This window comes from Paenibacillus sp. FSL W8-0194 (assembly GCF_037969745.1).
Lineage (GTDB): Bacteria > Bacillota > Bacilli > Paenibacillales > Paenibacillaceae > Paenibacillus_AQ > Paenibacillus_AQ cookii.
This window is the reverse complement of the sequence record NZ_CP150205.1, coordinates 3,279,041-3,292,840: the sequence shown is the minus strand read 5'-3', so window position 1 is coordinate 3,292,840 and position 13,800 is coordinate 3,279,041. Positions and strand designations below refer to the sequence as shown.

Below are 13,800 nucleotides of genomic sequence, written 5' to 3'. Positions count from 1 at the left end.
CCGTTTCACGTCCGGAAAATTGATGCAGCAGCGCAAAGGTTATATACTAATACATAATCAGGCTATGGAACCCCCTTCCTTCTATTCATCTTCCAATGGGCAATAGGGATTCCGATTTCCTGATTTTTTAGTTTCATAGCTTTATAGCCGTACGGGGTACCCAAACAAATGCGACATTTACCCAAGTGCACAAAAGTATCGAAACGTTTCTTTCGATTGAAGCTGCAACATACATAGGAAATTCAAAGAATCGCATCTCTCTTGGAAAGGAGATGGTCTCATGTGTACGGGGGCGGCTTTTTATCACACGGACCATATAGGTCCGCTGGAAGCCCTTGAGATCGGATGCGCTTTTTTCGAATCGACGGGCATTCGGATCACAAGTGCGGGTTATTATGAATATCTCGAGAACGGCATCATGAAGGAGACCATGACATCATGGAAGTGTCCTTGAAAAAGTTGAGAGCACTGCTTGCAAGCGGGAAAGCAACCGCCTTCTGGCTGCACAACTAACAGGGGACGGTCCCTTCGCAGAGATCAACAGGATTTTGGGAGAAGCGGGCATTCTGGTGGCATGGAGACCGCCGCAGCCGAAGAAGCCCCGAAGAAAATTGCCCTGATCAGCATATCAAAGGAATGGATACCATCAAAGATTCGGAGGAAATGTATGTCGCGCCGACGGTTCAGCCGCTTGCAGGGGAACAGCAGGGGATGCCTTGCGTTCGAGCCCTTTTTTCTTATTCCTTACAGCATGTTTGGTACATATGCAACGCTTTATATGCATAACCTTGGCGTTTCCGAGACGAAAATCGGCTGGATTACCACCATCGGTCTCGTCGTCCAAGTGTTTTCGTCCTTCATCAGCGGGTATTTAACCGACCGGATGGGGCGAAAATCCGCGATTTTGTATTTCGATCTGCTGAGCTGGAGCTTTGCGACCATTTTATGGGCCGTATCGCAAAATGTGTGGTTTTTCCTGGCCGCGGCGATCATCAACGGCTTTCAGCGCGTCCCCCATGTCGCGTTTTATTGCCTGGTCGTGGAGGATACGAAACCTTCCGATCGAACCTACGTGTTTACGCTGCTGCAGATTATAAGCGTCATCGGCGGACTGTTTGCTCCGCTTGGCGGCTTGCTCGTCGACCGGTTTGGGCTTGTGCCCGGCGTAAGGATCATGTACGTGCTGGCGTTTCTGATGATGACCTTTCAGTTCGTCGGCCGCCACCTGACGACACGCGAAACGGAAATCGGCTTGCGCAAGATGCGGGAAACGCGGGAGCTCGGCCTGAAAGAAAGCCTGATCGATTACGGCGGGGCGATCCGCGATATTTTTGCCAGCAAACCGCTTTTGCTCATTTTTGGCATTTATATTTTGTTTAACTTCCAAGCGACGATGAAAACGACGTATCTATCGCTGTATTTGGCCGATTATTTGCATGTCGACAGCGGGCTGATATCCCTGTTTCCGGCGGTGTCGTCGGTCATCATGCTGCTGACGTTGTGGCTTCTTATGCCCAAAATCCCGGAACAGGCCGCAAACCGGGCCATGATGGCGGGTTTTGCGTTATCCGTCTTATCTAATGTCATGCTGGTCATTCTGCCGACTTCCAACCTGGCATGGATTGGATTAAGCACCGTATTCGCAGCCGTCGGATTGATGATCAGCTCTCCTTATTTGGAAGCGGCCGTACAAAATGCGATTGACGACGAGAAACGGGCCAAAGTATTTTCCATGCTGTCGGTGCTGATCCTGCTGCTGACTTCGCCTGCAGGCATCATCGGAGGTTGGGCTTACGAGCTGGATCCGCGCATTCCGATTTGGATCGTGTCAGCGGCATTCGCCGCTTCCGTCCTGCTGATGCTGATGCACCATCGGGGAGACCGTATTCGCAAGGAACGCGCACTCGAACAATAAACGAAACTAAAAAGAAAACGGCACGATAACCAAAAAAGGACATGGAGGGTACCACCTATGAGCGAAGAAAACAATACATCCGGCTGGGATGCCATCGAACAGCAATTGACGAACATTTACGGGGAGCAGGAGCCAAAACATTATGGAACGCTTCTTCCGTTCATGCTCGGCGGGCAGGATCCTTTGGACGGCATTAGCGCCTATAAGAGCGAGAAGCCCGTTCCTCATTGGCATATCGTCACATACGGATTTTCGGAGCTGTACGAAAAAGAAACCGAAGACGCGGAAATCAGCGGATACGGGTTCGAATTAACGTTTCGCCTTGCGCGGAGCCCGGAAGAGGAAGAACCACCGACCTGGGCCTTGAACCTGCTGCAAAACATGGGACGATACGTATTTAATAGCGGCAACGTATTCCGATCCGGGGATTATTTGGACGCAAACGGTCCGATTTGCCTCGGTTCCGACACGCAGCTCACGGCGCTCGCTTTTGTCCATGATCCGGAGCTTCCCGCCATTGAGACGCCGAACGGCCGTGTGGAATTCATTCAGATGGTAGGCATCACGAAAGATGAGCTCGAGTCCATGCAAACCTGGAACACGCTGGGGGTGCTTGCCGCCGGACTTCCGTACATGCCGCAGTACATCACCGATTTGGGGCGCGAGTCGCTCCTCAAGATGCCTGCCGTCACGGAAGCGGTGGAGAAAGGCATGGAGGAAGATGGATCCAATACAGGGTTCCTTTACGTCGACCAGTTGTCCTGGACTCCAGGGAAAAAAGGGCTGTTCAGGACGGCTCCGGCGGTTCTCGGCCTCGGCGCCAAGCAGGCCGGCATCGTCGGCAAGCTGCTGCGCGGCCGGATTTTGAAAGGGAAAAGCTTAACCTTGGTGGGGCCCGAAGTCAGGGTTGTGCTTGAACCGGGGGAACAAGCGGCCGCCGCGTTCGAAGACGGGGAGCTCCGCATTTCCTTGAACGAGCAAACCGTGACGGAGCTTAGCCTGAATTTGCTTCCTAAAGAAAATACGATCGAGCTTCCGGCGTTAAAAAACATCGCGATTCAAATCGTAAAAACGCACATTAAGGATCAGGACGGGAACGTCGTGGAGACGATCGGGTGACGAAATCCCCGGCAAGCGGAAAATAAGCGTGTTCCGGGGAAGGCAAACCGATGACGGGGGATGATCCGACGGCCTTTTTCTACGAAGCTAACGGAGCGTCGCGATCTCCGCCCGATTTGAAGTCGCGGTCTTCTGAACGCCGGGATCGCTCGCCTAGCCAGAAACCGCGGTCATCGCAAAGGAGGGTTATTGACGTTGAACCAGGCAGCCGAAGCTTTTTTGCAGGATGTATGGCATCAAATAACGGAAATTTATGAACGGGAAAACCGGAGAATCGGAGAGCTTCCCAAACCAAGGAGCCTGCAGGCCGGCATGAAGGATTACCTGAGGGTCGCCTGGAGAAAACCGAAGGGTGGCGGCGGATACGGACGCATCCATGTCGATGTCTTTGAACCGTTCGAATGGAGCGACGACGCGTATAAATCCGAGGCCGGCTCTTACGTTCAAGAGCTGACGGACGAGGTTCTTGCGGACGAGGTTTTCCCTGCTTTCATTGAGCGGATGAACCGTATTTTTTTGGATGGCCCTTATGATCCTCAGTTTTTTGATTATCGTCTGGAGCTGGTGTTGGAATTTGACCGGGACGACCATGTGCTGCGGCTTTCGCAGGTGTTGGTGAACGAGGCGAAGCGTCTTCGGCTCCGGCAGCGTCTGGATGCGTTCATCCAAACGAAAATCCTGTCCGATCTCCCGGTGCGTCCGGCGAAGGAGGATGAATTCTTTTTTGCGCGCCTGCTTCTGAACCCGGATCTGTTCGAGCAGAAGCGGGAAAACGTCGAGCCGCTGATCCGGCGCCTCAGGGACAAATTGCGGGAAAACCGCGGGCGGGCGGCCGGATGGGAAGCCGAATGCGTGTCGGCGTTCAAAGAGTGGGCGCAGGAACGTTTTTTGCCTCGTTATTTTCAGCGGACCGGCGACTTTGGCATGACGTGGGTTTTGCAGGAGGCGGACGGGCGCGGGGAGCCTGCTCCCGACGAATTGGAGTTTTTTTTGTATGCCGCTCAGGAGATCGGAACCTTGGATCCGGATACCCGGCAGCAGTATCTCGAACTTGCCGTGCAGCTCGGGTCGGAACAGGCGGCAGCGTTTTTGGCGCATGGCAGCGGACGATTCGAGAGCATGCGCCGGAGCGGGCGGTTCCAAGGAAAAGCCAACGACGTGCTGCAGACGATCGAAATCCGTATCTTGTCCGAAGAGGAAGAAGCCTATGCCGAAGCGCTGGAATATCTCATCGACCTGTTGAAGAATGGTTTTCCGAAAGGATATCGATTCGGGCTCAAAAGCAAGGAAAAACATTTCCTGCCGCTTCCCAAACTGGCCAAGTCCCGGCTGCACCAATTTTTCGGAAATGCGCTTCGTTATCCTGCGCTATATCCGCGGCTGGCGGAATACGCCGGGCTGGCGATGGAGGAGTTCGCTTGGTACCGGGACGTGGAGCCGGGGGAGAAGTCCGTCATGCCGGGCACTTATGCGGTGTTCGGGCTTGGATTATGCAGCGATGCCTATTTTGAGTTGGTGCAACAATATATGAAGCTTGTCGACGCCGAGCATCAATCCATGCAGGACGGTTATGCGGACGCTTTTATCGAAGCCCATGGGCTCTCGGTCGAAACGATGCCGGTATGGGTATCGATCCTGCTCGGGGGAAGCGAATCCGCAAAGCCGGTCAAATCCGCCCCGATCGCCAGCCCGGAGCAGGCGGACGCGCTGTTGGCCGAACTTGAAACCATAAAAGGCTATCAGCGCGAAGCGGTGTTGTACCGAATATTTGGCAGCCCGGTCAAACTCGCGCAGACTGCCAAAAAAGCTTCGCCGCCGCTAAAGGACAAGCTTTTGCGGATATCGGAGTGGATGGCCTAAAAGCGCTCGCGGAAGAGGGGCCTGCAGAGGGATTTCAAACGTTTCCTGCCTGGAACAGGATTGCATCCATACGGAAGAAAACGAAAAGAGGAACGAGGAAATGGACTGGACGGAAATCAGCAAAACGAAGGAACTTGACGCCATCCGCAGCGCCGTGAATCTGCTTGATCCGAACGAACGGGACGCCCGCGGAAGAACCCCGCTGATGCTCTGCATCACGAACCGGATGCCCGCCGAGGGAATCCGGCTTTTGCTGGAGAAAGGCGTGGACTTGGAGGCGGAAGACAAGCTGGGCGATACCGCATTAAAAAAAGCGGTGAAATTTGAGCAGGCGGAGACCGTCAAGCTGCTGCTCGAATTCGGAGCGAGTCTGGATTCTCCGCACGGCATTTTGGGGACGGCGTGGAATGAGGCAAGAAGGAACAAAACGATGGCGGACCTGCTCCTGGGCACCAAAGGGGCGGTGCGGCTAACTTTGGATCCGCGGGAACAGGAGATCGTGGACGGCATTTTGTATGAAGAGTCGATCGACGACATGTGCAGCCGGATCCGGGAGCTGTCTTCGCCGGAATTGATCCATGCCGTCGTGGACGGCTACAACTGGGATGACGGTCCGGAGCCGATGATTGCGGCTTACGAAAATCCGGCTTGTGCCGAGATTACGCTGCTGGATATGTACGAACTGATGGAAGCCGATTATTGGCTCGACATGGACGAAGAGGAATGGTCGCACAACGAGGAATACCGGCTTTGGCGGCGGCTGGCCGAAGGGCTGCAGAAAAAAGGGGCATCCGCTCAAACATAAAAGGACTGCTGGAAGGGTTCCCTTTTGCTTCGATGGAGCAGGACGAAAAAAAAGCTGTGCCTATAATGGCACGGCTTTCTTTTGCTTCAGATGAATACGGCAGCAGTTTGCTTCATCCGTTTCAAATCCGATACGTTCAGCGATTCCGATCTCCTGTTCCCCGAACCGGCTTAGGCGTTCAGATCGCGAATTCCGGGGCTGTGCTCGTTAGGAAGCTCCGGCAAATTTGGAACCGGAAAGCCTTCGGGCGGCTGAACGACTTGGAGACTACCGCCGTTTCGGCTCGGAGTTTGGCCGCTGAAAATTTCGCCGATCCTCGTGGCGTCCAGCCGGAAATTGAATTGGGCGTTATGGAAACCCATATCCACATATTTTTTGCATTCCGGATATTTATGGATATCGTAATTCGGGACCGGGAAGAGCTTGCCCCACTCCACTCCAAGCGTTTCGAGCGCTTTGGCGAATGCGTTTTGATGGGCATTGTCGCGGACGATCAGGAAAGCCAGCGTTTCCCGGAATGTTTTGTTCGAGCTCATTTCATAGATCCTTGATTTTTGCAGCACGCCCGTCGATTCCAGCACGAGATTGTCGAGCAGATTCGCTACCAGGTTGCCATGGTCGTATACATAATTGCCCATCCATGGATTTCCCGCCGCATCGACCGGCAGCGAGCTTTGAGCCCCCATGATGAAATGGTGCGGGTTCGCATGTTTGATCGCTTCGTCCAGCGGCGCTTCGTCGATGCCGGCATTGCCCGGTCCGGGAGCTCCGGCCCCTGTTAGCAGCTGGTTGATCGTATGCTGCACAAGCTCGACATGACTGATTTCCTCCAAAAACACGCCCCGGATCAAATCCCGGTACTGGGTGTCTTTTCCCCGGAAGTTATTGCTCTGGAAAAAGAACTGCATCATGGTCCGCATCTCGCCGAAACGGCCGCCGAGCGTTTCTTGCAGGACCTTAGCGGCAGCAGGATCCGGTTTATCCGGTACGATCAGGTTGATCAAATCTTCTTTGTAGAAATACATGGCGATGCCCCGCTTTCCTAAAATGGTTGTATGCCTTCAGTTTCATTCAATGCGGCCGGTTTCATGCAGCTAATGGGGCAGGTAATCCTTTCCTTCGTCCTCATCTGAAAAAAATCTGAGACGAGCCAGTCTCTACAAAAAAACTTAGGCCAACCCATTGCGAAAAATAATACAAGAAGCGAAAAGACCCTTTAGCACAAAGCCAGAGAGTCCTTTCGCTATTCTTGTATTGACCGTCTTTGGGCTCCGTTAGCCTTCGTCACAGGTTAGACCCGCTGTCTGCGAACCGGGGTATGGTCCCGCAGCAGCCACATATGGAAGAAGTACTCAAAAACTCCTGCCAAAACGGTGATCACCAATATTTCCGTGAGGTTCAGCGTCCAATCGGCCGCATCGGCGATGATCCACAGCATGGCAAAAACCAATACTGCATCCGCGATGGTTGCGACGATGTTGCTGGTTCTTGGAAGAATCAGGAGATCTCCCAGCAGGTAAGCAACGATGCCTATGCCAAGAGCGGCCAGCAGCGCCGACATGAGGGTCGCGTTCGACATCAGGTAAATCAGAGCCGTAATCATGACGCCGTGAACCACCAGTTTCACCAACAGCTTTTCCATCAATATCACTCCTTTTGAAAATTAGGTTACCCAACTGATACATTTATAACCCGTTGAATCGACTTGAAACAGCGTTGTCGGTTTGTGGTACTCCGCTATAGAGGGACGGATGGCCCGAACGGTTTGTCATCCGGGGGCATGCCGCCCCGCCCGTAATGCAAAAAGCCGTGCCTATGATAGGCACAGCTTTTTTAGCGTTTATAAAGGTTATCCTGCTTCGATTATTTCAGCGGCAGCTGCTTGGACAACCGCTCGAATTCGTCAAGGATCGGATTGAATTTGGAGGCATGGCTTTGGAAATACTTCAGGGCCGCATCGTATTTCCGCTGCTCCGATTGATTGTCGGCCGGGAAAACGGTGTAGTAGTGGTGAAGGGAGCCGCTGCGGTAATCGGCGCTGAATACCTGTCCTTTTTTGAATGATGCTTTCATGTTGCTGTTGGACCCAAGGATGTTTAAGGTTTCTTTTGGGCTTTTGTACGTGAAGCTGTAATCCGGATCCGCCAGCGCATGGATGACGTTGTAGCCGGTTTGGAGAACGCCGCCGCTGAACGTGCCGGTTTGGACTTCGTTCCATCGGACCGCGCCGTCTTCCTGGGTTACTTTGTGGGTAAGCGTCCCTTTGCCGCTCATTTTGTCCTGCTTCCACGAGCCCGAGTACACGACTTTATGTTTCTCGCCGTTTTCGTCGACATATTCGTTGATGTATTTTCCCGAGCCTTCCCGTTTGCCGTTGACGAATGCGCCGGAATACTGCTTGCCTTCGCCCCATTGAATCGTTCCGAGCCCATCCGGAGTCCCGTTTTTGACTTCTCCGTAATAGGTGGCTTGATTCGGTAATTTGACCCATTCTTTGGCTGCCGCAGCCTTCGCCGGGACGGAGCCTGCAGCGAGGGAAGCGGTGGTCAAAGATGCGCACAGCGCCAAAGATAGGGATAAAGCCGTCCATTTGTTCATGATTAAAGCATCCTTTCGAGTATGAAAATGATATATGCCGAGAGACCTGGAAAACGGTTTGACGGAGATGGCCGCAGGGAACGTTTTCGGTCGACTCCCATTATATACGAAATCCGGCCGGAAGAAGTTGCCTGCTCATCGGAATTTTTAATTCTATGATAAACGTCCAGGCAAAAGGCGGGACCGCCGGACAGACATTGCAGCACATGAAATGAAAGGCTTATGTTCAGCCCCATTTCGGCCTTTTAGCATCGTTGCCGATCAGCATTTCACAAATAGAATAAGCCTTTATTGGGGAGCCGAAAACGGCCCCTTTTTATGTTCCAAAATAAAATCGCTTAAACCTTTATTAACACCAAATTAACAGCCTCCCCTTTATAATGGGCAGTAATCGGGAGGGATCGCCAGTGGCCAACATTCTATTCAATCAGGTTTACAAGCGGTATGGAAAATACAAAGAGATTGCTGTAAGCGATTTCAATTTGACCGTGGAGGATACGGAATTCATCGTCCTGGTAGGCCCGTCGGGCTGCGGAAAGTCCACGACACTGCGCATGCTGGCAGGTCTGGAAGACGTGTCCGACGGCGAAATTTATATCGGCGACAAGCTGGTCAACGATATACCCCCAAAGGACAGGGATATTTCCATGGTTTTCCAAAACTATGCGCTGTATCCGAATATGAGCGTGTATGAAAACATCGCCTTCGGCCTTCGCTTGCGGAAGCTGCCCAAACATGAAATCGACCTTGCCGTCAAACGGGCGGCCCGCGTGCTTGAAATCGAAAATTTTTTGAACCGGAAGCCGAGGGAACTGTCCGGCGGACAGCGTCAGAGGGTGGCGTTAGGCCGGGCGATCGTGCGGACGCCGCAGGTGTTTCTCATGGATGAGCCGCTTTCGAATTTGGATGCGAAGCTGCGCGTGCAGATGCGGTCGGAGATCATCAATTTGCACCGCAAAATCGAAGTAACGACGATCTACGTCACCCATGACCAGATCGAGGCGATGACGATGGGGGATCGGGTCGTCGTCATGAACCGGGGGATCATTCAGCAGGTGGACTCGCCCGAAATGATCTATAACAAACCCGTGAATATGTTCGTGGCCAACTTTATCGGGAATCCCCCGATGAATTTCATCAAAGGCAAGCTCCAGGAGCTGGATGGGGAGCTGCAATTTTATACGAACCGCTTTGATTTGACCGTACCTCCCGCGCAAGCGAGCACATTGCGGTCGCTCCATATGATCGACCGGGAGATTATCCTGGGGATACGCCCGGAGCATATCAGCTTTGAACCGCACCGGATCGAAGCTTCCTCGAAATCCCTGGTTACCGGCGTCCTGCAGTTCAACGAATTCGTCGGCTCTGACCGTTATTACCATATTGACATCAAGCAGGATCGCAGGCTGGTCATCCGCGCGAACGAAGGCATCCGCTGCGATGACGGGAGTTTGGTTACCGCGGCGATCAATATGGATAAGGCATTGTTTTTCCACAAAGATACGGAAATGCTCCTGACGAAATAAGGGGGTTGCAGACGTGAAGCTCAACAAGCACAGGTGGAGAAAACGCTCCATCATCGCCGTTTTATTGCTGGCAGCGGTGGTCAGCCTCATTAAACCGCAGCCTTACAGCCAATCGCCTTCCGCATTTGCCGAACCGCAGCAAAGCAAGAAAACGTCCGACCTTGCCATGCCGGCCGAAGTGGAGACGATCGAACCCTACTATTTGGAACGGCTCCAAGCCTGGCAAAAAGCTGGCGTATCGAAGGGGACATCCGAGCAAACGCTGCCCGCTTCGGCATTCACCGCCAAATCCGATGACGCCGACCTGCGCGTCGAAACCTTCGAAGGAAAATCCGATGCGCTTGTCTGGCCGAACCAACGCGGTTGGGTGGAATACGAAGCCGAGGTGGCCCGGGAAGGGCTGTATGAGATTTGGGCCGACTATTACCCGCTGCCCGTGAGCGACGGAGGCAACCGCCAACCGGTTCTGCTATCGGTCTTTGTCAACGGCGAGTACCCGTTCAACGAAGCCAGATCGATCGTGCTGGAACGTTACTACCGCGAAGTCGGCAGAGAGCGGTACGACGAGTCCGGAAACCAGCTGCGCGCCCAAGTGGAAGAAGTGTCAGGGTGGAAAAAGACGGCGTTACGGGAATCGAACGGAGCTTACGCCCTTCCCCTCCAGTGGCATTTGAAACAGGGGAAAAACACGATCCGCCTGCAAGTGCTGCAGCAGCCCGTTGCGCTGCACGGGATCACGATCAAGCCGGCCGAGGAAATGCCTTCGTATGCAAAAGCGAAAGCGTCGTATCCTGCAGATGGGGTTCGGTCGGGAGCTCCTATCGTCGTCGAGGCGGAACTTTACGACCAGAAAAATTCGACCTCCATTCAAAACGTGTATGACCGCGATCCCGCGTCGCATCCCAAATCGATCGGCTCCATCGCCTACAACACGTTGGGAGGTTCAAGGTGGATGGAGGGCGGACAATCGGTCGCCTGGACGATCGACGTGCCGGAGACCGGGCTGTATAAGCTGGCCGTGCGGGCCAATCAGAACAGCATGAAAAACATGGCGGTATTCCGCAGTTTATACATTGACGGCAAAATTCCCTTTCAGGAAATGAAAACCGTTCGTTTTCCCTATGATTCCGGTTGGAAGGGGATAACGTTAGCGGATTCGGACGGGGCTCCGTTCGTTTTTCACCTAACAAAGGGCAGACATACGCTGGCCATGGAAGCTCATTATGAGCCCTACATGCCCATGATGATCGAAATGGACCATATATCCAAAGAGCTGCGGTCCATTTTGCTGGAGCTTCGGATGGCCACCGGCAACCGGGAAGACAAATACAGGGTTTGGAATGTCGAAAATGATATTCCGGGGTTAATCGAACGGCTGGAACGGATCCGCGAACAATTCGTTTTCCTGCAAAACCAAATGAAAAGCATCAATCCGAAAACCGATAACGTGACGCAAATGTTGAAAAACGGGGCGGCCGATCTCAAAAGCATCCTGAATAAACCCAACCAAATTCCTTACGCCAAGGAGCGCATCGCATCGGTGCAGGAATCGCTCGAATCGAACCGTTCCCTCCTGGCGGATAGCCCTTTGCAGCTGGATCAGCTGTTCGTCGCTCCTCTGGACGCGAAGTTGCCCGGCATGACGTCTAATTTTTGGCAAAAAACGGGCGGTATGCTCCAATCCTTGTTTTATTCGTTCGGAAAAGGTTCGACGACGAAAGCCCAAGACGACGACGTTCTCGAAGTCTGGATGGTCTGGGGACGGGACTACGTGGATGAGCTGCAGCGTCTGGTCAATGACCGGTTTACGCCGGAGACGGGGATCAAGGTGCATATCAACATGATCCAAAATCCGCAAATGCTGACCTTGGCGAATGCATCCGGCATGATGCCCGATGTGGCTTTGGGAGTTCCGGCCAACGTTCCGTTCGACATGGCGCTGCGCAACGCGGCGCTTGATTTAAGCAAGCTGCCCGGCGCGGACGAGTTTTTCTCTGCGTATAATCCGGGGATGCTGCAGCCGCTGTTTTATGACGGCGGTTATTACGGAGTGCCGGAAACGGTCCGGTTCAAAGTTTTGTTTTACCGCAAAGACATTTTGGATCAGTTGGACTTGAAGGTGCCGCAAACGTGGGACGACGTCTACGCGATCTTGCCGACGCTGCTGCAGAACCATTACAACTTCTACATGGATCCCGCGGATTATACGCCGATCCTGTTCCAGAACAACGTCGATCTGTATACGGCGAACGGGTTGAAAACGGGGCTGGATACGCCCGATGCGTTCAAGTCGTACAAAATGTGGACCGATTTCTACAACGTCCAAGGGCTGGAGCGCGTCGTGCAGAGCTTTTACAACCAGTTTAGGCGAGGGGACATTCCGATCGGCATTTCCGATTTCAATATGTACATCCAGCTGCTCGTGGCCGCGCCGGAAATCGCCAACGATTGGGCGATCGCCCCGATTCCGGGGACGAAGCGGGAGGACGGAAGCGTGGTACGCTGGTCGGGAGGCGCCAATCCGACCAATGCGATGCTGTTCAAGAGCAGTGCTCCGGAAAAGCAGCAGAAAGCTTGGAAATTCCTCCAGTGGTATATGTCCACCGAAATCCAGACGGAGTTTGGGCTCAATCTCGAGCAATATTACGGGGAAACGTTCCGCTGGAACACGGCCAACGTGCAGGCTTTCGCGCAGATGCCGTGGAAACCGCAGGATCTGAACGTCATTTTGGAGCAGTGGAAGTGGACCAAGGAAGTCCCTCAAGTGCCGGGCGGGTATATGACGGATCGCGAGATCGGGTTCGCCTGGAACCGGACGGTCGTCGACGCGGAAAATCCTCGCATTTCGCTGGAAAAAGCGATCAAGGAAATCAACCGCGAGCTCGCGCGGAAGCAGCAGGAATTCGGGATTACGGGGCCGAACGGCGAACCGCTGAAGTCGCTGGATCTTCCGCGGATGGATCAACCTTGGGAAGGAGTGGATCAGCTTGTCGAATGAAGCGACCCGGGTCGTACGGCAGCCGGCAGCTGCACGGAGCCCGAAGCTGAAGGGCAGTCTCGGCCGGATGCTGCAGGACAAGATGAGAGAAATATGGAGATTCCGGCTTTCTTATCTCTTTATCGCGCCTTTCCTCGTCGTGTTCAGTTTATTTATTATCATTCCTGTTTTTACGGGGGTTGCCCTCAGCTTTACGTATTTCAACTCGATCGAATTCCCGAAATGGGCCGGGTGGATGAATTACCAAAACTTATTTTCGCAGGACGTCATTTTCCTGCAGCATGTCATACCGAACTCCTTCAAGTTTGCATTGTTCGTAGGCCCGATCGGATACGTCCTGGCCTTCGTCCTGGCCTGGCTGATCGCCCAGCTTCCGGGCACCCTCCGCGTTTGGTACGCGCTTGCGATGTATGCGCCATCCCTGACGGGAGGGATCGCCATGGTCGTCGTATGGCAGGTCATGTTTACGGGGGACCGCACCGGATATATCAACAGCTTTCTTCTGAAATGGGGTTTGATCGACCAGCCCGTGCTTTTAACGATCGATAAGGACTATTTGCTCGGAATCATGATCGTCGTCTCGATCTGGTCCAGCATGGGCCTCGGGTTCCTGGCCATCCTGGCCGGCATTCTGAACGTCGACCGGACGCTGTACGAAGCGGGAAGGATCGACGGCATTTCCAGCCGGTTGCAGGAAATCTGGTATATTACGATTCCGATGATGAAACCGCAGATGCTGTTCGCCGCGGTCATGGCGATCGTCGGGACGTTAAAATCCGGCGGCATCGGAACGCAGCTGTCCGGGATGAACCCGACGCCGGATTATTCGGGACAGCTTTTCATGAACCATATCGAGGATTTCGGGTTCACGCGGCTCGAGCTTGGTTATGCGAGCGCCATCTCGATCGTTCTGCTCATTCTTACGATTCTGCTCAGCCGGTTCCTGTGGATGCTGCTCGGGCCGAAGGAGGATGAATAA

The 13,800-nt window shown here is 53.6% G+C and carries 10 protein-coding genes; 7 read left to right on the top strand and 3 right to left on the bottom strand.

Annotated elements, in window-relative coordinates; translation table 11 throughout:
* The first annotated feature begins 667 nt into the window (after positions 1-667).
* From MKY58_RS14845 to MKY58_RS14830, 4 genes are all read left to right on the top strand, one after another.
* Positions 668-1,915, top strand: a complete 1,248-nt coding sequence (locus MKY58_RS14845) for an MFS transporter (RefSeq protein WP_339320963.1) — start codon at positions 668-670, stop codon at positions 1,913-1,915.
* A gap of 57 nt (positions 1,916-1,972) precedes the next feature.
* Positions 1,973-3,034 carry a suppressor of fused domain protein gene (locus MKY58_RS14840; RefSeq protein ID WP_339320962.1) on the top strand — a complete coding sequence of 354 codons (1,062 nt, stop codon included), beginning with the start codon at positions 1,973-1,975 and terminating at the stop codon, positions 3,032-3,034.
* Positions 3,035-3,229: 195 nt separating this feature from the next.
* Entirely contained in the window at positions 3,230-4,894 is a 1,665-nt protein-coding gene (locus tag MKY58_RS14835; RefSeq protein WP_339320961.1) for a DUF6138 family protein, read from the top strand.
* A gap of 100 nt (positions 4,895-4,994) precedes the next feature.
* Positions 4,995-5,699: a DUF4274 domain-containing protein gene (locus MKY58_RS14830; protein ID WP_339320960.1), complete on the top strand. Its 705-nt coding sequence runs from the start codon at positions 4,995-4,997 to the stop codon at positions 5,697-5,699.
* Positions 5,700-5,869: 170 nt separating this feature from the next.
* Here the strand turns inward: MKY58_RS14830 and MKY58_RS14825 are convergent, their stop codons facing one another.
* The 3 genes from MKY58_RS14825 to MKY58_RS14815 form a co-directional block, all read right to left on the bottom strand.
* On the bottom strand, positions 5,870-6,724 hold the full coding sequence (locus MKY58_RS14825; protein ID WP_339320959.1) for a manganese catalase family protein: 855 nt from the start codon (positions 6,722-6,724) through the stop codon (positions 5,870-5,872).
* Between the two features lie 266 nt (positions 6,725-6,990).
* A complete protein-coding gene (locus MKY58_RS14820) occupies positions 6,991-7,341 on the bottom strand; it encodes a DUF2512 family protein (protein ID WP_339320958.1) in 351 nt (116 codons plus the stop codon).
* A 221-nt stretch (positions 7,342-7,562) separates the two neighbouring features.
* Positions 7,563-8,297, bottom strand: a complete 735-nt coding sequence (locus tag MKY58_RS14815; RefSeq protein ID WP_339320957.1) for a hypothetical protein — start codon at positions 8,295-8,297, stop codon at positions 7,563-7,565.
* Positions 8,298-8,704: 407 nt separating this feature from the next.
* Between MKY58_RS14815 and MKY58_RS14810 the strand changes: the two genes are divergently transcribed.
* From MKY58_RS14810 to MKY58_RS14800, 3 genes are read left to right on the top strand one after another with little or no spacing between them, the layout of a single operon-like run.
* Positions 8,705-9,823, top strand: a complete 1,119-nt coding sequence (locus MKY58_RS14810) for an ABC transporter ATP-binding protein (protein ID WP_339320956.1) — start codon at positions 8,705-8,707, stop codon at positions 9,821-9,823.
* A gap of 13 nt (positions 9,824-9,836) precedes the next feature.
* Positions 9,837-12,821, top strand: coding sequence for an extracellular solute-binding protein (locus MKY58_RS14805; RefSeq protein WP_339320955.1), 2,985 nt, complete (start codon positions 9,837-9,839; stop codon positions 12,819-12,821).
* On the top strand, positions 12,811-13,800 hold the full coding sequence (locus MKY58_RS14800; RefSeq protein WP_339320954.1) for a sugar ABC transporter permease: 990 nt from the start codon (positions 12,811-12,813) through the stop codon (positions 13,798-13,800). Before MKY58_RS14805 ends, MKY58_RS14800 begins: the two co-directional genes overlap by 11 nt.